Origin of the sequence: Streptomyces sp. NPDC001568, from assembly GCF_042893755.1 — a bacterium.
Taxonomy (GTDB): domain Bacteria; phylum Actinomycetota; class Actinomycetes; order Streptomycetales; family Streptomycetaceae; genus Streptomyces.
This window is the reverse complement of record NZ_JBIAVF010000005.1, coordinates 145,822-164,684: the sequence shown is the minus strand read 5'-3', so window position 1 is coordinate 164,684 and position 18,863 is coordinate 145,822. Positions and strand designations below refer to the sequence as shown.

Annotated in this window: 14 protein-coding genes and 2 pseudogenes; 3 read left to right on the top strand and 13 right to left on the bottom strand. The window is 73.6% G+C overall.

Annotation, left to right across the window (positions count from 1 at the left end; all coding sequences use genetic code 11):
* Nucleotides 1-17: 17 nt before the first annotated feature.
* The 4 genes from ACFY0I_RS11120 to ACFY0I_RS11105 form a co-directional block, all read right to left on the bottom strand.
* The gene (locus ACFY0I_RS11120) at nucleotides 18-2,711 is read right to left on the bottom strand and encodes a lantibiotic dehydratase (protein ID WP_388893100.1); all 2,694 of its coding nucleotides are present in this window, start codon (nucleotides 2,709-2,711) and stop codon (nucleotides 18-20) included.
* Between the two features lie 120 nt (nucleotides 2,712-2,831).
* On the bottom strand, nucleotides 2,832-3,014 hold the full coding sequence (locus ACFY0I_RS11115; protein ID WP_388893098.1) for a thiazolylpeptide-type bacteriocin: 183 nt from the start codon (nucleotides 3,012-3,014) through the stop codon (nucleotides 2,832-2,834).
* A gap of 60 nt (nucleotides 3,015-3,074) precedes the next feature.
* Nucleotides 3,075-3,266, bottom strand: coding sequence for a thiazolylpeptide-type bacteriocin (locus ACFY0I_RS11110; protein ID WP_388893096.1), 192 nt, complete (start codon nucleotides 3,264-3,266; stop codon nucleotides 3,075-3,077).
* 390 nt (nucleotides 3,267-3,656) lie between these two features.
* The gene (locus tag ACFY0I_RS11105; protein ID WP_388893094.1) at nucleotides 3,657-5,846 is read right to left on the bottom strand and encodes an MMPL family transporter; all 2,190 of its coding nucleotides are present in this window, start codon (nucleotides 5,844-5,846) and stop codon (nucleotides 3,657-3,659) included.
* Nucleotides 5,847-5,946: 100 nt separating this feature from the next.
* On the opposite strand from ACFY0I_RS11105, the gene ACFY0I_RS11100 reads away from it, so the two are divergent.
* Together ACFY0I_RS11100 and ACFY0I_RS11095 are read left to right on the top strand one after the other, a co-directional pair.
* The gene (locus ACFY0I_RS11100; protein ID WP_388893092.1) at nucleotides 5,947-6,579 is read left to right on the top strand and encodes a TetR/AcrR family transcriptional regulator; all 633 of its coding nucleotides are present in this window, start codon (nucleotides 5,947-5,949) and stop codon (nucleotides 6,577-6,579) included.
* Nucleotides 6,576-7,319: a DUF2993 domain-containing protein gene (locus ACFY0I_RS11095; protein ID WP_388893090.1), complete on the top strand. Its 744-nt coding sequence runs from the start codon at nucleotides 6,576-6,578 to the stop codon at nucleotides 7,317-7,319. The genes ACFY0I_RS11100 and ACFY0I_RS11095 overlap by 4 nt, the downstream gene beginning before the upstream one ends.
* Nucleotides 7,320-7,348: 29 nt before the next feature.
* On the opposite strand, the gene ACFY0I_RS11090 is transcribed toward ACFY0I_RS11095, so the two are convergent.
* Entirely contained in the window at nucleotides 7,349-7,663 is a 315-nt protein-coding gene (locus tag ACFY0I_RS11090) for an SH3 domain-containing protein (protein ID WP_388893089.1), read from the bottom strand.
* A gap of 215 nt (nucleotides 7,664-7,878) precedes the next feature.
* Here ACFY0I_RS11090 and ACFY0I_RS11085 point away from each other — a divergent pair, with 215 nt between their 5' ends.
* On the top strand, nucleotides 7,879-9,249 hold the full coding sequence (locus ACFY0I_RS11085; RefSeq protein WP_388893087.1) for a DUF2252 domain-containing protein: 1,371 nt from the start codon (nucleotides 7,879-7,881) through the stop codon (nucleotides 9,247-9,249).
* Nucleotides 9,250-9,358: 109 nt separating this feature from the next.
* On the opposite strand, the gene ACFY0I_RS11080 is transcribed toward ACFY0I_RS11085, so the two are convergent.
* From ACFY0I_RS11080 to ACFY0I_RS11045, 8 genes and pseudogenes are all read right to left on the bottom strand, one after another.
* Entirely contained in the window at nucleotides 9,359-10,180 is an 822-nt protein-coding gene (locus tag ACFY0I_RS11080) for a PaaX family transcriptional regulator C-terminal domain-containing protein (RefSeq protein ID WP_388893085.1), read from the bottom strand.
* Nucleotides 10,181-10,238: 58 nt separating this feature from the next.
* Nucleotides 10,239-10,964, bottom strand: a complete 726-nt coding sequence (locus tag ACFY0I_RS11075; protein WP_388893578.1) for an Asp/Glu racemase — start codon at nucleotides 10,962-10,964, stop codon at nucleotides 10,239-10,241.
* A 93-nt stretch (nucleotides 10,965-11,057) separates the two neighbouring features.
* Nucleotides 11,058-11,954, bottom strand: coding sequence for a fumarylacetoacetate hydrolase family protein (locus ACFY0I_RS11070; protein ID WP_388893576.1), 897 nt, complete (start codon nucleotides 11,952-11,954; stop codon nucleotides 11,058-11,060).
* 24 nt (nucleotides 11,955-11,978) lie between these two features.
* On the bottom strand, nucleotides 11,979-13,130 hold the full coding sequence (locus ACFY0I_RS11065; RefSeq protein ID WP_388893083.1) for a cupin domain-containing protein: 1,152 nt from the start codon (nucleotides 13,128-13,130) through the stop codon (nucleotides 11,979-11,981).
* Nucleotides 13,127-14,218 carry a carbon-nitrogen hydrolase family protein gene (locus ACFY0I_RS11060; RefSeq protein ID WP_388893081.1) on the bottom strand — a complete coding sequence of 364 codons (1,092 nt, stop codon included), beginning with the start codon at nucleotides 14,216-14,218 and terminating at the stop codon, nucleotides 13,127-13,129. The genes ACFY0I_RS11065 and ACFY0I_RS11060 overlap by 4 nt, the downstream gene beginning before the upstream one ends.
* Before the next feature lie 13 nt (nucleotides 14,219-14,231).
* The gene (locus ACFY0I_RS11055) at nucleotides 14,232-16,604 is read right to left on the bottom strand and encodes an FAD-dependent monooxygenase (protein WP_388893079.1); all 2,373 of its coding nucleotides are present in this window, start codon (nucleotides 16,602-16,604) and stop codon (nucleotides 14,232-14,234) included.
* Nucleotides 16,589-17,065 (bottom strand): annotated as a pseudogene (locus ACFY0I_RS11050) (acyl-CoA thioesterase); the annotation flags it as partial. The gene ACFY0I_RS11055 and the pseudogene ACFY0I_RS11050, both read right to left, overlap by 16 nt.
* A gap of 105 nt (nucleotides 17,066-17,170) precedes the next feature.
* Nucleotides 17,171-18,793, bottom strand: a pseudogene (locus tag ACFY0I_RS11045) (AMP-binding protein); the annotation flags it as partial.
* Nucleotides 18,794-18,863: the final 70 nt, after the last annotated feature.

Genomic DNA, 18,863 nt, shown 5'->3' with positions numbered 1-18,863 from the left:
CGTGGTCGGGGGGTGGGTCATCGGGGCCGTCCGGGCCGGTTGACCTCCAGGACGAGTTCGACCGCGCGGGCCGGGGAGGCCAGGCCGCCGGAGGCGGGAAGTGCCTCTTCGAGGACCGCGCCGCCCTCGTGCCGGACCAACCATTTCGCCAGGCAGCGCAGGTGCAGGGCGTTGCCGAGGTCCACGAACTGCGGCTTGGGGCGGCTCAGTCGGCTGAGGAAGTCCTCGGCGCCGCGCCCGGTGGGGGTGGGGGCGGCCGGGTGCAGGAAGAGTTGCTCGGGCAGGTCCAGCAGGGCGCGCCAGCGGGCGGCCGGCTCGGCCGGGTTCGAGGCGGCGGCCAGCTCCGCCCGCAGGGCCCGGACCGAGTCGGGGGGCAACACCCAGCGGGCCCGCCGGAGCACGACGTGCCGGTGGCGCAGTCGGGGGCTCCGGGTCACCGTCCCGCCCGGTGCGGGGAGTTGCGTACGGGGGATGAGCGGCCTGAAGTCGACGGTTCCCTGGGGGTGGTCGTTCAGGTGGGCGCCGAGGCGGCGCGGCAGGAGGACGGGGGCGAGGAAGCCGGAGTAGAGGACGTCGAGGAGTTCGCCGGTGTCCCGCAGCCGGAAGCGCACCTGGTCGGTGGTCAGGTCGTGGACGAGTTCCAGGTCGGATTCGGTGAGGGAGGTGGTGCGTCGGTCGGTGCCGATCTCGTCGGGGACCAGCAGGGGGTGGAGGTTGGCGTTGAACCCTCCGACGGGGCGGATCTGCGCGACCCTGGCGCCGGGGTCGATGCCCCGGCCGATCTGCCGGGCCACGGCGGCGCGCGCGCCGGGGTCGAGGGCGTCCAGGAAGCGGCTGCTGAACCGCCCCCATCCGCCGTAGACGTGGTTGACGCAGAGCAGGCCGTGGCGAGGGTCGCGTTGGAGGAAGTACGCGTATCCCAGGGGCCGTTCGAGTGTCCAGCCGGGCAGCTGCGCGCCGAGGGTCTTGAGGACGTCCGGGGGCAGGACGAGTTCGGGGGCGCCGGCGGGCGCCGCGGCCGCGGTCTCCCGGACGGCGTCGATGACGGCCGAGCGCAGGGCCAGGAGTTCGGCCGCTCCGCCGGGCAGGGGGGTTCCGTCCCGCGGGTCGAGTACGGGGAGTCGTGCGGCGGCGTCCCAGGCCTCGGTGACCTCGGGGCCGAACTCCCAGGGGTGGCGGCAGGTGCCGCCGCGCCCGTAGCGGGCGACGAAGCGGTCCCGGACGACACGGCGTACGAGGTGACCGAGGTCGAACAGTTCGGCCAGCGCGGTGATTTCTCCGAGGGCTTCGTGGTCGGCGGCGTCGAGGAACCCGTCGAGGACGAGCGGGTCCGGGGCGACGACGTCCTCGGTGAGAACGGTGAGCGGGGCGGACACGGGCGGGACGGGGCGCCCCGCGTCGGCCAGTTCGGCCCGCCAGCGTCGGGACAGGTCGGCGAGCAGGGCGGGGCGCGCGGTGGCGGGGGCTTCGGCGAACGCGGCGGTCAGGCGGCGGAGGTCGTCGAGCCGGTCGGCGCGCGCGGCGTCCTCGGGGTGGGTGGCGCCGAAGGTGCGCAGCCAGTCGGCGAGGCTCCGCAGCGGATCGTCGTCCTGGGGCGGGACCGGGTCGGCGGGCACGAGCAGGCCGGCCTCCACGAGGCGTGCGAGGTATCCGGCGGCGGCAGTCGCCATGCCCTGCGGATCGCCGTCGCCGGTCCCGCTCCCCCGGCCCGACAGGGCGCCGGCCAGCACCTCCGCGAGCGCGTCGAGGGCGACGGGTTCCGCTGCCCGGCCGGTGAGCAGGCCGAGCGGGCCGGCGTGGGCGAGCTCCGCCTCGTCCTCGCCGGCCACCAGGTAGCGTCCGCCGGCGAAGGCGGTCCGGTCCCGGGAGTACGCGGCCCGGCCTTCGGCGACCCGGGCCGTGCTGGTGATGCGGTGGGGCAGGGCGGTGCGGCGGTGGGGGGAGTCGAGGAGGGCCACGGTGAGGGCGGCGGTCAGGGTGCGGTTGACCTTCACCACGGAGTGCAGGGGGCCCGGGAGTTGGGGTGCGGCGCCCCAGTCGGGGACGGCGGGCCCGGCGGGCCGTTCGGTCAGGGGCCCCCAGGCGACGGCGGTGAACCAGGACAGCGGACTGGTCTTGGTGCTGGCCCGCAGGGCGTAGCGCAGTACGGCGGGTTCCTCCTTGCGCGACCGCCGATCGGTCGCTCCGGTGGCGGCCCGTTCCACGGCCCGGAGCAGGTCGACGCTGGTGGAGGCGACGGCCTTGGCGAGGGCCGGCTCGCGGCACAGGGCGGCGAGTTGGGCGCGTTCGGCGGTCAGGGCCCGCTCGGTGGCGGCGTCGAGCCGGCCGAGGAGGAGGGCGCGTCGCGAGCGCAGGGCGGTCCAGGCGGCGAGCGCCGGCAGCCGGGCGGGCAGGTCACCGAGGCGGTCGAGCAGGGCGGGTCGGGGTTCGCGCCCGTTGTGCAGGGCGCGGCGCAGCGGCAGGACGACGTCACGGTGGAAGTCCTCGGGGTGGCCGCTGCGGCTGTCGTGCAGGGCGTCACAGAGCGGCTCGACGAGATGCGTCAACTCGGCATCGATCCGGTGCAGTTGGGCAGCGAGCCGGCGGAACTCGGCGGCGTCGGGCGACTGGGCGGGATGCGCGAGGACGGTGGCCCGGACCAGCGCGTACGGCGCGGACCGGACCGGGTGCCCGGCCGCTGCTCCTGCGGCGGTGTGCTGTGGCTGCGGCATGCCGCTCCCCGTCCTGTGTGTGGTGGCGCGGGCCTCCCGCCGCACGCGGGGTGCGGCGGGAGGCTTCCGGCATGCCGGTGGTCTGTGGTGCTCGTCGGGTGCCGAGTACGGAGTGCCGGGTCAGCCCACGGGGGCTTCGCCGGCGTCCGGGTGGGCACAGGAGGAGGAGCCCTGGCAGGAACACGAGCCCCACGAGGCTCCGCCTTCGGGGAGGGCGGCCGTGTCGCGCATGGACGTCACGGTGAGTTCGCCGAGGTCGAGGTCCTCGATCTCGAATTCGAGGGCGGGCCCGGATTCGGACATGGTGGTCTCCTTCGTCGAAGAATCGGTGGGGGTGGTGCGGGGTGCGGTGACGGGCGGTGATCAGCCCGTGGACACGCCGGTTTCCAGCTGCGGGTCGACGCAGCTGGACGAGGCGACGCAGGAGCAGGCGCCGCCGGCCGCGGCGCCCTCGGGCAGGGAGCCCTTGTCGCGCATGGACGTCACGACGAGGTCGCTGAGGTCGAGGTCGAGTGCCTGGAGGTCGAGATCGATGGTGCTCGCGATGTCGGGCACGAATGTCTCCCAGAAGTGGAGGCGATAGCCGAATGTGCACGGAACAGGACGCCGCACTCCGCGGCTCGGGTCGTCCGATATTCGGAGAGCGCTGTTCCAAAAAAGTATGACAAGGCCGATCGAGCTGCGGCAAGCAATTGTGGAATGCATCGGACGCCTCGAGGAGCCACGTCCGAATAGCGTTTTCGGCGGCTGGAACACAGTGGTCCACCGGCGATAATCGGCCTCTTCGGTGCACGGCCCAGAATCGCCCGAACCCCTATAAGCGCGCTGGAAAGCCCATCGAAGTCGCGTCGACGGACGCGGGCCGGCCCGGGGCGGAATGCGCGGGGAATTCCGCCCCGGGCCGGAACGGGAATCGGGTGACCGCTCTTTCGTCCGGCCGGGAGTTCACGCCCTGATGTGCGGCAGGATCCGGTCGAGGCCGCGCGGCAGCCACCAATTGGCCCGGCCCGTCAGGAACATGACCGACGGCACCATGACGAGCCGGACGACGGTGGCGTCGATGACCACGCTGACGGCCAGGCCCAGCGCGAGCATCTTGATGACGACGGAGGGCGAGGCGGCGAACGACAGGAACACGACCGTCATGATCAGCGCGGCGCTGGAGATGACCCGCCCCGTGACGGCGAGCCCGGTGCCGACGGCGTGTTGGTTGTCCCGCTGCGAACGCCAGTCCTCGGCGATCCGGGACAGCAGGAAGATCTCGTAGTCCATGGACAGCCCGAAGGTGATGGCGAACATCATCATCGGTACGTACGACTCGATCGGCACCGGGCCGGTCAGGCCCAACAGGCCCGCTCCCCAGCCCCATTGGAAGACGGCGACGAGGACTCCGTACGAGGCGGCGGTGGTCACGAGGTTGAGGAGGACGGCCTTGAGCGGGATGACCAGGCTCCGGAAGACCGTCATCAGCAGCAGGAACGAGGCGACGAGGACCAGGCCGATGATGAGCGGCAGCCGCTCGGTGACGGTGTCGCGGAAGTCGAGTTGGCCGGCTGTGGTTCCGGTGAGGTGGGCGGTGGCTCCGGTGTCCGCCAGGGCCTGCGGGAGGGTGCGGTCGGTGAGCCGCTCGAAGAGTGCGCCGGTGGCGGCCTCCTGGGGGCCCGTGGTGGGCGTGACCGTCGAGACCAGGATCCTGCCGTCGGCGCTCGCCCTGGGCGGGGTGGCGCGCGCGACCCCGGGCGTCCCTTGGAGCGCCTCCCCCAGCCCCCGGCCGATGTCGGCGGCGCCGCGCGACGCGCCGCTCAGGTCCACGACGACGAGGAAGGGGCCGTTGGCGCCCGGCCCGAACCCTGGGCCCTCTGCGTCGGAGATCCAGGTGTGGGCGTCGCGGGTGCTGCTGCCGACCGGGTCGGAGCCGCTGTCGACGTGGCCGAGGCGCATGGAGAACATCGGTACGGCGCAGAGGGCGAGGAGCGTCGTGCCGGCGAGGAGGAACGCCCACGGGCGGCGGGCCACGAGGGCGGCGTAGCGGTGCCAGCCGTCCCGGTCCCCCGAGGTCTCGGCGACGGGACGGCGTACGTGGGCGCGGTCGATGCGCCGGCCGACCAGTCCGAGGGCCGCGGGCACCAGGGTGACGGCGGACGCGGCGGTCATCAGCACGGCGATGGTCGCGGCGAGGCCGAGTCTGCCGATGAAGCCGATCCCGCAGGCGTAGAGGCCGAGGAGGGCGACGCCGACGGTCAGGGCTGCGACGAGGACGGCGCGGCCACTGGCGGCGGCGGTCCGGCCGGCGGCCTCGACGGGATCGCGGCCCTCCATGAGGTCCTGGCGGTAGCGGGTGGTGAGGAACAGGGCGTAGTCGATGCCGACGCCGAGGCCGAGCATGGCCGCGAGGGTGGGCGCCGCGGTGGCGAAGGCGACGGCGCCCGCGACGATGCCGACCACGCCCATGCCGACGCCCACCCCGACCAGGGCGGTGGCGATGGGAAGGAGCGCGGCGGCGACGCTGCCGAAGGCGAGGAGCAGGATCACCAGGGCGGCGGCGAGCCCGGTGAGTTCGGCGGCGACGTCGTCGGCGGGCGGACGGACGATCTGATCGAGATCGCCCCCGTAGCCGACCCCGACGCCGGCCGCGCGGGCCGGTTCGGTGGCTTCGTCCAGCTCGTCGGTGTAGGCGTGGCCGAGGGACTTCAGCGGCCTGTCGAAGGACAGGACGCTGTAGGCCGTGCGGCCGTCCTGGCTGGTCACAGGGGCCGAGGCGGCCGTGACGTGGGGCAGGGCGGCGAGCCGGCCGACGGTGTCGGCGACCGCCTTCCCGTGGTCGGCGACGGTGCCCGACTCCACGTGGAGGACGACTTTGCCGCTCGGTGCTTCTGCGGCCGGTTCGGAAGCCTTGAGCAGGCTCGCCCCGGTGTGGGTGGGGGTGCCTGGCAGGCTCACCTGATCGCTGAACCCGGCGCCGACCAGCTGCCGGCCGGCGAGCGCGGCACACATGACGAGCAGCCAGGCCGCCACCACCCACAGCGGGTGGCGGGCGCAGAACGCCCCGGTCCGGGCGAGCCGGCCGGTCGGCGACCCGTCCGGGGCGGCAGGCGCGGGGGCGGTGCGGGGCACCTCGGGCAGGGCAGAGGACACGGCGACTCCAAAAAAAAGTGGCAGCACTGCCAAGGGAGACTAGGTCATATATGGCAGGACTGACAATTGACATGTCTGCCGCCGTGGGTAGGGTGGCTCCATGGCACCCGAGACCACCCCGCCCGGCCTGCGCGAACGCAAGAAGGAGCAGACCCGCCGCACCCTGCGTGCGTGCGCGGCCCAACTCTTCGCCGAGCGGGGGTACACCGCGACGACGGTCACCGACATCGCGGCGGCCGCGAACGTGTCGGAGCGCACGTTCTTCAGGTACTTCGAGAACAAGGAGTCCCTGCTGCTGCCGGACAGCGCCGAGTTGTTCGCCTTCATCGAGGCCGCTCTGGCCGCGCGCCCCCGCGCCGAGGACCCCCTCGACGCGGTGTGCCACGCGTTGCTGGAGGCCGCGGTGCCGTTCGCGCGGAGCACCCTGGCGGGTCTGACCCACTCGCTGGCGGGCACGGAGGGGCAGGCGCTGATCCGGTCCCGGTTGATGCAGGCCTTCATCGAGTTCGAGGACCGGCTGGCCCTCCTCGTACGAGAACGTCTTCCGGCCGACCTGCCGGACGCCGACCTCCACGCGAACGTGATCGCCTGCTCGGCCCTCTCCGCGGCCCGCGCCGTGCTGCGCACCCAGCGGGCCCGCCGCGAGGCCGGTACCGCCGGGGACGCCGCGCCCCTCCTGCCCAAGGCCTTCGACCTGCTCGCCCTCGCCCGGAACGGAACACCCGCACCGTGAAAAGCCCCCGCCGCAAGACCCTGCTCGTCACCGCCGCCGCCTGCCTCGTGGCGACCGCCGCGACCGGGACCGTGAACCTCGTGGCCCAGCAGCGGGCCGAGGAGGAGGTCGTCGACGCGGCGACCTGCCGACTCGGTGCGGCCGGAGCGGTCAGCGCCGACCTCGACGGTCCCCTCGCCGGACTGCGCGCCCTTACCGGCGGCATCGGGACCGTCCGGGTGCGCGCGGAGGGCGTCCGGCGCGAGGGCACCGACATGGACGTCGAAGCGGTCCTCAAGGACGTGTCCCGCGCCGGTGTGGGCGGGGGCACCGCCACGGCCACCGTGCCCTACGCGTCGCTCAACCGGCGCGCGGAGCGCGAGGCGGGCGACGCCGCCTCCGGCCTGGTCCTGGGCACGGACGGCAAGGACCTCACGCTCACGGGCGACGCCGGGGGCACGGGCCTGCCCGTCACGGTCAGGACGACCCTGTCCACCACCGCCGACAGCGTCACCGTCACCCCCGCCGCCGTCCGGCTGTTCGGCCGGGACATACCGGTGGACCGGCTCGCGTCCCTCCCCTTCGGATCCGGCATCGCCGACAAGCTGAAGCCCCGCACGTTCGGCCTCGGGGACCTCCCGGACGGGGTCGGGCTCACCGGGGCGCGCGCCACCGGTGCCGGGCTCGTCCTGTCGTTCTCCCTGACCGGCGGGGAGCTGGGGACGGCCGGCACCGGCGACTGCGTCGCCCGGGAGGCCTGAGCGGGCTCAGCGCCAGGTCGGCCGCGGGTTCAGCACCAGGGCACGTTGGTGTAGTTGTGCACGTAGCGGGCCGACACCCAGCCGTCGCCGTGCAGCCGGTACCAGGTGTCGTTGCCCTCCACCCATTTGGCCTCGGTCCGGCAGGACAGTTTCACCTTCTGCCAGGGGGCGAGGGTGCCGACGACCCGGGCCGTGGTGGTCGGGCTCGAGCGGACCTTCACCCCCGACGAGCTGACGACCAGCCCCTCCGCGTACGACCCCGACGCCAGGGCCGTCCCCGCGAGGAGAACGGCCGAGACGGCGGCCACCGGCGCCGCCACGGCGATCTTCCTGAACATGCGCATCCGCGCCTCCCCATGTCACTGCCGGACACCGCCGGACGCTGCCGGTCGTCGCCGGACACCGCCGGACGCTGCCGGGCTCGCTGAATACCGTCGGGCGACCGTGCGGAACACGGCCGCCGGAAAGGACCTTGCGTCGCGGACGGTCGCCCGACGGTCCGGCGCACCGGGCGTTCCCCCGGACGGCGCACGCCCGGAGCCGGTGATATGACTGGGGGATGGCAATGGCCGCGTCCCCGTCACCCGACGAACGGGCCCGCTCCGGTCGGGCACGGCGCAAGCGGCTGCCCCGGTCGGAGCATGCGGCGACGCCCCCGCCCGACAGCCGCCCGGACCCGGTGGCCGTGCTGGCGGCTCAGGGCTCCGACCGGCTGCCCGAGCTGCTGCCGCTGCGGTACTCCCGGATGGCGGCCGGCCCGTTCCCCTTCCTGCGCGGCGCGGCGGCCGTGATGACCGCCGACCTGGCGTCGGCCCCGCACACCGGGCTGATGGTGCAGTCGTGCGGGGACGCGCACCTGCTGAACTTCGGCCTGTACGCCTCGCCCGAGCGGGCCCTGCTGTTCGACCTGAACGACTTCGACGAGACGCTGCCGGGCCCCTTCGAGTGGGACGTGAAACGGTTGGCGGCGAGCGTGGCCGTGGCCGCCCGGGACAACGGGCACGGCGACAAGGCCGCCCGGCGCGCCGCCGGGGCGGCCGCGGCCGCGTACCGACGGAACATGCGACGGCTGGCCGGGCTGGGCGAACTCGCCGTCTGGTACGAGCGGGTGGACAGCGCGGAGGTGCTGCCGCTGGTACGGCGACGGCACCGGGAGCGGGTCGCGTCGGGGCTGGAGCGGGCCCGGCGGCGGACCAGTCTCCAGGCTCTGGACAAGCTGGCCGAGGTCGTGGACGGCAGGCTGCGGATCCGGTTCGAACCGCCGCTGCTGGAGCCGGTCGACTCCCTCGACGCGGCCATGGTGGAGCAGGTGTTCCAGGAGTACCGGGCCTCACTGCCGCAGGAGCGGCGGGTCCTGCTGGACCGGTTCCACGTGGTGGACGTGGCCCGCAAGGTGGTGGGCGTCGGCAGTGTCGGGACCCGCTGCTTCGTCGTGTTGCTGACGGGCCGCGACGACGCGGACCCGCTCTTCCTCCAGATCAAGGAGGCCGTGCCGTCGGTACTGGAGGCCCACCTCGGACGGTCGACGCACCGGCACTCCGGGCAGCGGGTGGTGGCCGGGCAGCGGCTCCTCCAGGCGGCCACCGACATCTTCCTCGGCTGGGCCACGGGCCCCGAGGGCCGGCACTTCTACTGGCGGCAGCTGCGCGACATGAAGGGCTCGGCCGACGTCGCCGGCATGGACCCGCTGCTGCTGGAAGGGTACGCCCGCCTGTGCGGCCGTACGTTGGCCCGGGCGCACGCGCGCACCGGCGACCGCTTCGCGATCGCCGGCTACCTGGGCGCCGGGGACTCCTTCGACGAGGCCGTCACCCGTTTCGCGCTGGACTACGCGGACCTGACCCTCGCCGACCACGCCGCGCTCACCGCGGCCCTGACCGACACCGACAACCCCTCGCGCACCGCGTACCCGTCGGGACGCGGACGCTGAACTGGGTCATGGGCGCCCGGACGGGCCGGGTGATGCCCACCGGGTGGTCCGTGCTCCGCTGCCCGTTCGGACATCGGCCGGGCGCGGCTCCGCGAGGGCCGGTCCGGGCTCATCCGGTGGTGCGGACGGCCTCGACGTGGCGCAGGCTCGGGCCTTGGAGGACCGTGTGGAGCTGTTGGAAGACCTGCCGGGCCGCCACCGCGTTCCAGTCCGGCGGGAGGAGCTGCGTGGGCAGGCCCGGGTCGAGGTAGGGCAGCCGGCGCCATTGGGTGAGGAGGGGGACGTAGTGGCGGAAGGCCTGCGCCGGGTCGGGCCCGGGACCGGCCGTCATCCGTGCGGCGAGGGGGGCGTGGGCCTCGGTGAAGGAGGCGTACTGGGTTTGGATCGCCGGGAAGTCCCACCACGAACTGACCGTCTCGGACAGGTCGCTGAAGGCCGCGTAGTCGGCGGCGAACAGGTGGACGTACTCGCTGAGTCCGAGCCGGACGAGCATGGCCCGGGCGTCGTCGAGGAGCCGGCGCGGGGCGAGCCATACGCCGGGCGCGATGTTGCCGAAGCCCAACCAGGTGAGGCGGGTGCGCAGTTGGTAGCGGTGGGAACGCTCGGACTCCGGTACGGAGAAGACGGCCATGGCCCAGCCGTCGGCGAGGTCCGCCGGTTCGAGGCTCGCGAAGATGCGCCGGTCGCCCTCGTCGAAGACGGGGTGGACGGCCGGGCTGAGGCGGTAGCCGGTGGCGCCCCTGCGCTCCGGTTCGAGGACGCCGCGCTTCTTCAGGCGGGAGATGGCGGAGCGGACGGCCGGGCCGTCCACGTCCAGCTCCTCCATCAGGGTGATCAGGTCCGCGATGGAGATCCAGCCGCCGAGGCGGCGCAGGAACGCGCCGTAGACCGTGTTGATCAACGAGCTGGGCCTGAGCGGGCTGTCCGACATGATCGCCTTCCGTTGTGAACGGTCGCGATCATATCGAGCCCTCCCCCGACCCCCTCGGCTACCGCGGCAGCGGGCTTTCGGCGTACGCGCCGGACAGCAGCCGGCCCGCGCCGGGTGCCACGGCCGGCAGACCGAGCGTACGGAGCAGTTGGTGGGCGGTGCAGATCGCGGCGGACACCACGGGTTTGCCCAGCGACTGTTCGGCTTCCTCGACGGCGCCGAGGGAGGGCATCTGCACGCAGGCGGAGAGCACGACCGCGTCGGCGTCCGCGTGGTCCAGTGCCCGGGCGAGGCCGGGGAGGCGGGCGGGGTCGTGTGCGGCGACGTCGAGGTTGTCGGGGATCTCCAGGGACCGGTGGTCCAGGACCTCGATGCCCTCGTGGCCCAGGTAGTCGACGACGGTCCGGGTGAGCGGGCGCATGTACGGGGCGAGCAGGGCGATCCTCCGGGCGCCGATGGTGTGCAGGCCGTGGACGAGCGCCCCCGCGCTGGTGACGACGGGCGCCGGGCCGCCGTTCTCGACGGTGCGGCGGTGCAACCGTTCCTGGGCCTCGCGGTGGTAGCCGGGGCCCATGCTCATGATGGCGACGAGGCAGGCGTAACCGAGGACGTCGACGCGGGCGTCGGACAGTTCCACCGCGCAGCGGTCGGAGTCGGTGTCCATGGCCCTGAGCTGTTCGGGGGTGACGTGGGTCATGCGCATCCGGCTGGAGTGGAAGGTGAAGCGTTCGTCGGGGGCGACGGCTTCGCGGGCCCGCAGGATGGCCGGGACCTCGGTCTCCATGGTGACGTTGGAACTCGGCACGATCTGGCCGATGCGGTAGGTACGGGGCGGCACGGGTACTCCTCGTTCGCGGCGGGGGGGGCGGGATGTGGTTCAGCGGGCGTCGACGACCGGGTTGGTCAGGGTGCCGATCCGCTCGACGCTCGCCTCGACGGTGTCGCCGGGCACCAGGTACTGCGGCGGGACCATGCCGGCGCCGACGCCCGACGGCGAGCCGGTGGCGATGACGTCGCCGGGCTCCAGGGTCATGCCGGAGCTGATGTCGGCGATGAGCCGGGCGATCGGGAACAGCATGTGGCGGGTGTTCGACTTCTGCTTGGTGACGCCGTTGACGCGCAGTGCGAGGTCGAGCGCCATCGGGTCGGGTATCGCGTCACGCGTGACGACGACGGGCCCGAAGGGGGCGTAGGAGTCCTGCCCCTTGGAGAAGAACCACTGGCCGGAGCGGCGCTGGTCGCGGGCGCTGATGTCGTTGAGGATGCTGTAGCCGAAGACGTACGCGTACGCCTCCTCCTCGCTCACCCGGAACGCGGTGCGGCCGATGACGACGGCGAGCTCGCACTCCCAGTCCAGTTGGGTGGTGAGGTCGGCGTTGTGCAGGACGGGCTGTCCGGGCCCGGTGACGGCGGTGGCGGGCTTGCCGAAGAGGACGGGCCGGGGCGGCAGGTCCTTGTCGGTGTCGAGACTCCGGCTGGACTCCTCCACGTGCTCGACGTAGTTCAGGCCCACGCCGATGATCTTGCCCGGGCGGAACGGGACGCACGGGGTCACCGCGTCGAGCCGGTGGACGACGGCGCCGGCGGGTCGGGGCCCGTCGAGCAGCCGCCGGGCGGTCTCCAGGGCCGCCGGTCCCGCCTGGACGAAGGAGAGCAGGTCGGACGGGAGGGCCGCGCCGGCCCGGTCGGCCAGCACGGGGAGGTCGTGCACGAGGCCGTCGGACTCGACGCCCAGGCGCGGTGCGGCGCCTGCCGCGGGGGTGGTGAAGGTCATCAGTCGCACGGGGGCTCCTCGGGATCAGGCGGTGGCGGTGGCGGCGGCGGGTGCGGGTGCGCCGGTGACGGGCTGGTGGCCGCCGTGGTCGGGGTAGGCCTCTTCCCGGTGGAAGCCGAGGGAGCGCATGACGGGGAAGTCGTTGAAGGAGAACAGGCAGGCGTCCTCGGAGGTGTCGAGGTTGTGGTGTTCGTGCCAGGCCCAGGAGGGGACGCAGAACATGTCGCCCTTCGTCCACTCGAAGCGCTGCCCCGCGATCACCGACGCGCCGCGCCCCTTGGCCACCGTGTAGATCACCGAGCCGGTGTGGCGGTGGGCCGAGGTGGCCCGGCCCGGGAGCAGCAGCTGCATGTGGGCGCCCATGGTGGGCATGACCGACCCGCCCGTCACCGGGTTGGTGTACTCCGCGATCACCCCGTCGTACGGGGACCCCTCCGTGGCCCGCGCGAGGCCGAGCAGGGCCTCGTAGGTGGGCTCCCAGGGGAAGGCGAGCAGCGGCGAGTGGGGGCCGGTCCACTTCTCGGCGCCGTAGGGGAGGAGGTTCGCCGCGTAGGTCAGGACCGAGGAGTTGATGACCTTTCCGGGGGTCTGGTGGAGATCCGGGTGGACCTCGTAGAAACCGGCGTCCAGGGCGTTGACGAGGGGGATGTCGAGGCCGTCCTGCCAGATGACGGGCTCGTCGTCGGCCTCGTTGCCGTGTTCGTGCCAGGTGCCGTTCGGGGTGATGGCGAAGTCGCCGGGGCCGACCCGAAGTTTCTGCCCGTCGACGACGGTCCAGGCGCCCGTGCCCTCGTGGACGAAGCGCAGGGCCGCCGCCTGGTGGCGGTGGGCGGTCATGGCCTCGCCGGGCCCCATGATCTGCAGGCCCGTGTAGAGGAGTCCGACGGCGGCGCTGACGTCCTTGCGGCCCGGGTTGACGAGCATCACCACCCGGCGGCCGGCGTCATCGGCCCGGACGAGGTCGAGGGCCCTTCGGACCAGGGGCCGCAGTTCGCGGTAGCGCCACAGCACGGGGACGGACGCCGGCTGCGGGTACCAGGGCTCGATGTCGTTGGCCACCGTCCACAGGGCGCCGGCGTCGTGGGCGCCGAGTTCCGCGTAGTAGGCGGTGAGTTCGGGGGTGTCGGTGACCCGGGCGCGGCCGAGCATGCCGTCGTCCTGCTGCGCGCTGTTCATGCGTCCTCCTCGGGATGGGCGGGGGCGGCGGGGGCGGGTGCGGCGGGTGGGGTGGGGGCGGGATGCGCGGGGGCGCAGGGTGCCGGGGGCACGGTGAACGTCACCGGTGGTCGGGGGCGGTTGTCGACCTCAAGGCGGAAGACGTCGAAGCGGTTGTAGTGGCCGACGATGTCGTGCATCTGCTTGGGTTGGACGCACCGGCCCAGGTCGATCTCGCCGAGGACGATGCCCTCGGCGTCGACGAGGGGTTCGACGACCGGCCGGCCGTCGGGCCCGAAGATGCCGGACAGGGCGCTGCGCGGCCGGGCGAACAGGGCCCGCGCCTGCTCGTCGTCCCCGGCGAGGAGCTCGACCATCTCCGGGGAGACGGTGGAGCAGGCCACGACGGAGAAGACCTTGCCCTCGAAGCTGTGGGCGGCCGTGCGGACGGCGATGGCGTCGGCCATGTCGTAGTCGGCGGGCGCGACGGGAAGCGCGATGTAGCAGGAGGCGTGGACGAGTTCGCCCTGCGCGAGGAGGGCGTACCGGGCGAGGGTGTTGGTGTTCTCCCCGCAGGCCAGCGCTCCGAGCGGGCCGACGGGCGTGCGGTGGACGCGCAGGGAGCTGCCGTCCCCGCCGGTCCAGGTGAGCTTCTCGGCCCAGGTCGGCACGAGTTTGCGGTGGACGCCGAGCAGCGCGCCGTCCGCCCCGATGGTGAGCAGGGTGTTGTGGAGGACTCCGAGGCTGTACGGGACCCGCTCGTTGACGCCGATGACGAGCACGACCCGGTGGCGACGGGCCGCCGCGCGCAACGCGTCGACGTGCGGTCCGGGGATGTCGACGGAGGCCCGTTGGAGCCGCTCGAACCAGGGCGAGCCCTGGACCGGGTTCATGGTCCAGTTCCAGTAGGGGTAGCCGGGGACGAACGCCTCGGGGAAGACGACGAGTTCGGCGCCGGCGGCGGCCGCCTCGGCGATCAGGGCCACGGCCTTGTCGACGGTGGCGGCGGGGTCGAGGAAGACGGGCGCGGCCTGGACGGCCGCCGCCGTGAAGCGCGGCAGCCGTTCGGCGGCCGGTACGTCCGGGGGGACGCGCGGGGGGCGGTTCATGGCTCTCCTGCGCTCAGTGGGCGGGGGTGGGGGTGGGACCGGCCGCCGGCGGGGCGGCCGGGGCGGCGGCGCGGGGCAGCCAGCGCCTGCGTACGGGCGGGGCGGTCGGCCGCAGGGCGCCCAGGCGTGGCGGCACCCGGTCGGTGCGGGCTACCGGGGGCCCGCCCCGGCCGGCCCGCCAGGCGGGTGCCCAGGGCGCGGCCGGCCCCCGGTAGCCCTGGGCCTGCGCCGCGTGCAGCGTCCACAGGGGGTCGTACAGCTGGGCCCGGCCGACGGCGCACAGGTCGGCGCGGCCCGCCAGCAGGATCGAGTTCACGTCGTCGTACGTGGAGATCGCGCCGACGGCGATGGTGGGCACCCCCGTGGCGTTGCGGATGAGGTCGGCGTACGGGGTCTGGTAGCTGCGGCCGTGGCGCGGCCGTTCGTGGGCGACGACCTCGCCGGTGGAGACGTCGAGCGCGTCGGCTCCGGCCTCACCGAGGGCGCGGGCGATCTCGACGGTGTCGGCCTCGGTGAGGCCGCCCTCGGCCCAGTCCGTCGCGGATATCCGCACGAGGAGCGCCTTGCCGGTCGGCCAGACCTCCCGTACGGCGCGCAGCACTTCGAGGGGGAACCGCAGCCGCGCGCTCACGTCGCCGCCGTGGGCGTCGGTGCGCCGGTTGGTCAGTGGCGAGAGGAAGCCGGAGAGCAAGTGGCCGTGCCCGTACTGGAGTTCCAGCGCGTCGAAGCCGGCCCGGTCGGCTCGACGCGCGGCGCGGACGAAGTCGCGGACGACGACGTCCATCTCCGTACGGGTCATCTCCCGTGGGGCGGGGCCGTGTTCGTCCGGCGCCAGTGCGGAGGCGGCGGGCGGAGGTCCGTCGCCGGTGCTCGCGCGCCGGCCGGCATGGGTGAGCTGGAGGCCCACCGGGGTGTCGCACTGGGCGTGGACGACATCGGTGATCCGGCGCCAGGCCGCCTCCTGTTCGTCGCTGTGGATCCCCGGGCAACCGGAGGTGGCGCGGGCATCGGCGCTGACCGCGGTCATCCCGGCGAGGACGAGTCCGGATCCGCCGAGGGCGCGGGTGGCCAGGTGGACGAGGTCGAAGTCGCCCGGGACGCCGTCGCGCGCCGTGTACAGGGCGACGGGCGGCACGACGACCCGGTTGCGCAGCAACAGTCCGCCGAGCCGGAAGGGGCGGAACATCGGCGGCACGGGCGGGCCGGCCGGAGCGCTCCCGCCCGGCTGCCCGCCGCAGACCGCGGTGTCGACGGCCGCGGTGAAGTCCCCGTCCCGCAGGCGCAGGTTGTCGTAGGTGACGCGCCGGCTTCGGGTGAGGAGGTTGAAGGCGAACTGGTGGGGGTCCTGGCCGGTGTACCGGTCGATGTTCTCGAACCATTCGAGGCTGGCCTGGGCCGCGCGCTGGGTGGACTCCACGACCGCCTTGCGTTCGCGCTGGTACGCGAGCAACGCGTCCGGCACGTCGGGGTGTTCGTGCAGGCAGGCGGCAAGGGAGAGGGCGTCCTCCATGGCGAGCTTGGTGCCGGAACCGATGGAGAAGTGGGCGGTGTGGGCGGCGTCCCCGAGAAGGACGACGTTGTCGTGGATCCAGGTCCGGTTGCGCACGGTGGTGAAGCGCAGCCAGCGGGAGCCGTTGGGGACGAGTCGGTGACCGTCCAGGTGGGCGGCGAGGAGTTCCTCGCAGCGCCGGATGCTCTCCTCGTCGCTCGCGCCCGGGGGCAGGTCGCGGGCGGCCGGGGCGGCGAAACCGGCTCGCCGCCAGGAGGCCTCGTCCATCTCCACGATGAAGGTGGAGCGCGTGTCGTCGTACGGGTAGGCGTGCACCTGGAGGGTGCCGAAGTCGCGTTCCTCGACGATGAAGGTGAAGGCCTCGAAGACCTTGTCCGTGCCGAGCCACATGTATCGGCCGGCGCGCTCGTCGAGGTGGGGGCCGAAGGTGGCGGCGTAGGCGGCACGGGTGGCCGACCGTACGCCGTCGCTCGCCACCACCAGGTCGTACGCGGCGGCGAGTTCGGCGGGTGGTGGGGCCTCGGTGCGGTAGCGGACGTCGACCCCCAGGGCGGCGCAGCGCTCCTGGAGGATCCGCAGCAGGTCCCGCCGGCCGAGGGCGGCGAATCCGTGGCCGCCCGAGGTCAGGGTCCGGCCCCGGTGGTGGACGTCCACGTCGGTCCAGCGGGCGAACCGCGTCGACATGGCGGCGTGGATGCGGGGATCGGCCTGGGCGATGCCGTCGAGCGTCTCGTCGGAGAAGACGACGCCGAAGCCGAAGGTGTCGTCGGGTGCGTTGCGCTCCCAGACGGTGATCTCCCAGTGCGGGGAGAGTTGCTTGGCGAGGGCGGCGAAGTACAGTCCGCCGGGCCCTCCTCCTCTCACTGCGACGCGCACGCTGTGCCTCCAACGGGTTCGGAATCGGGTACGGAATCAGGTTCGGCGACTCGCCCGGAACCGGCCCACGGCTCGGGTACGGGGGGTGGCGCGAGGAGTTCGGGTGCCTGCGGGCCCGCCGTGGTCAGGGCGTGCCGGACGTCCGCGGGCCAGGGGGTGGCCCCGCTCGCGCGGGCGGCGGAGTGGGCGATGACCATCCGTCCGGTGGCGGCCTCCACGCCCTGCTCGCCGCGCACGGTGAAGGCGTAGTGGAGGGAGCGGGTGCCGACCTCGGTGACCGTCAGCTCGGTGCGCACCGCGTCCCCGAACCAGAGCCGGGCCCGGTAGTCGGCCTCGAAGTGCACGCGTGGGGTACTGCCGAACAGGTGGGACAGGCCGAGGCGGCGGAGCAGTACGGCCTCGGCCGCCTCCACCCAGCGCACGACGGTGGAGTGGTGGTAGTGCCCGGCGGCGTCGGTGTCGGGCCACTCGACGCGGCTCTCGACGATCACACCGGTCGGCCCGCTCCCCGGCTCCGGGCGGGCGACGGCGGACTCGGCTCGCGCGGTCACCGCGGCGGGCCCCCCGCCCGGGCCGGAACCGGCGCGCCCGCGCAGTTCGCTCCGTCGGAGCTTTCCGGTGCCGGTGCGCGGGAGTTCGGTGACGAACTCGACGGCCCGTGGGTACTTGTAGGGGGCGATGGTCCGCTTGACGTGGGCCTGGAGCTCGCGGACGGTCCCCTCGCCCGCCGGGACGCCCGCCCGGAGCACGACGTACGCCTTCACCAGCATGCCGCGCCGCTCGTCCGGCGCCCCGACGACCCCGCACTCGGCGACGTACGGGTGGCCGGCGAGTGCCTTCTCCACCTCGGGGCCCGCGATGTTGTAGCCGGAGGAGACGATCATGTCGTCGCTGCGGGCCACGTACCAGAAGTAGCCTTCCGCGTCGCGGACGTAGGTGTCGCCGGTGATGTTCCAGCCGTTCCTCACGTACGAGGATTGGCGCGGGTCGTCGAGGTAGCGGCAGCCGGTGGGGCCCGTGACGGCCAGCAGGCCGGGCTGTCCGTCGGGGACGGGCTCACCCCGTTCGTCGACGACGGCGGCCCGGTAGCCGGACACGGGACGGCCGGTGGCGCCGGGCCGGATGTCCTCGTCGGCCGCCGAGATGAAGACGTGCAGCATCTCGGTGGCGCCGATGCCGTCGATGATCCGCAGGCCGGTGGCGGCGTGGAACTCGTGCCACACCGCCGCGGGCAGCGGTTCGCCCGCCGATACGCAGCGGCGCAGTCCTGCCAGCCGGTCCACGGCCCCGGCGGCCATGATCGCCCGGTAGGCGGTGGGGGCGGTGAAGAGCACCGTCACCGCGTGCTCCGCGACGAGGTCCGCCAGCCGCTCCGGTGTCGCCTGCTCGATCAGCAGGGTCGCGGCGCCCACGTGCAGCGGGAAGACCACCAACCCGCCGAGCCCGAAGGTGAAGGCGAGGGGCGGCGTGCCGGTGAAGACGTCGTCCTCGCGGGGTTTGAGGACGTGCCGGGAGAACGTGTCGGCGTTGGCGAGGACGTCACGATGGAAGTGCAGGGTGGCCTTGGGCCGGCCGGTCGTGCCGGAGGTGAAGGCGATCAGGGCCACGTCGTCCGCGGCCGTGTCGACGGTGTCGAACCCGCCGTCCTTGGCGGCGCACCGCGCGATGAGGTCCGCGGGGTCCGCACCTCCGTAGGCGAGGACCGGGAATCCGGGAAGGCCGACGGCGTCGAGTTCGTCGGTGTGGCGGTGGTCGCACACGGCGATCGCCGGTCGGCTGATGTCGCCGAGTTCGGCGATCTCGGCGGCGCGCAGCAGCGGCATGGTGGTGACGGCGACGCCGCCCGCCTTCAGCACCCCGAACCACGTGGCGACGAGCCAGGGGTTGTTGGGGCCGCGCAGGAGCACGCGGTTGCCGGGCCGGAGGCCGAAGTCCTCGGTGAGGACCTGGGCGACCTGGTTGGCGCGGTGCAGCAGTTCGCCGTAGGTCCAGCGTTCGGTCGGGGTGAGCAGACAGAGCCGGTCGGGGCCGTGCCGCTCCACGGCGTCGTCGAGCAGGCGCCGAGCGCAGTTGAGCCGGTCAGGGTAGTTCAACTCGGGTAGGTCGAAGTGGAGTTGGGGCCAGAGGGAATGGGGCGGCAGCCGGTCTCGACAGAAGGAATCGGCATGCGCGGAAGGGGAGAGCTCCATGGGGCGGCACCTCGATCGGGCAGCAGCGGGGGAGACGGGAGCAAGATATGCCGAGAATTTGGCGACCGTC

Coding starts and splice junctions, on each gene's coding strand:
- ACFY0I_RS11060 (WP_388893081.1), bottom strand. CDS start 14,218: ATGAACCGCCCCCCGCGCGTCCCCCCGGACGTACCGGCCGCCGAACGG.
- ACFY0I_RS11100 (WP_388893092.1), top strand. CDS start 5,947: ATGGCACCCGAGACCACCCCGCCCGGCCTGCGCGAACGCAAGAAGGAG.
- ACFY0I_RS11085 (WP_388893087.1), top strand. CDS start 7,879: ATGGCAATGGCCGCGTCCCCGTCACCCGACGAACGGGCCCGCTCCGGT.
- ACFY0I_RS11065 (WP_388893083.1), bottom strand. CDS start 13,130: ATGAACAGCGCGCAGCAGGACGACGGCATGCTCGGCCGCGCCCGGGTC.
- ACFY0I_RS11120 (WP_388893100.1), bottom strand. CDS start 2,711: ATGCCGCAGCCACAGCACACCGCCGCAGGAGCAGCGGCCGGGCACCCG.
- ACFY0I_RS11080 (WP_388893085.1), bottom strand. CDS start 10,180: ATGTCGGACAGCCCGCTCAGGCCCAGCTCGTTGATCAACACGGTCTAC.
- ACFY0I_RS11090 (WP_388893089.1), bottom strand. CDS start 7,663: ATGCGCATGTTCAGGAAGATCGCCGTGGCGGCGCCGGTGGCCGCCGTC.
- ACFY0I_RS11070 (WP_388893576.1), bottom strand. CDS start 11,954: ATGACCTTCACCACCCCCGCGGCAGGCGCCGCACCGCGCCTGGGCGTC.
- ACFY0I_RS11075 (WP_388893578.1), bottom strand. CDS start 10,964: ATGGAGACCGAGGTCCCGGCCATCCTGCGGGCCCGCGAAGCCGTCGCC.
- ACFY0I_RS11115 (WP_388893098.1), bottom strand. CDS start 3,014: ATGTCCGAATCCGGGCCCGCCCTCGAATTCGAGATCGAGGACCTCGAC.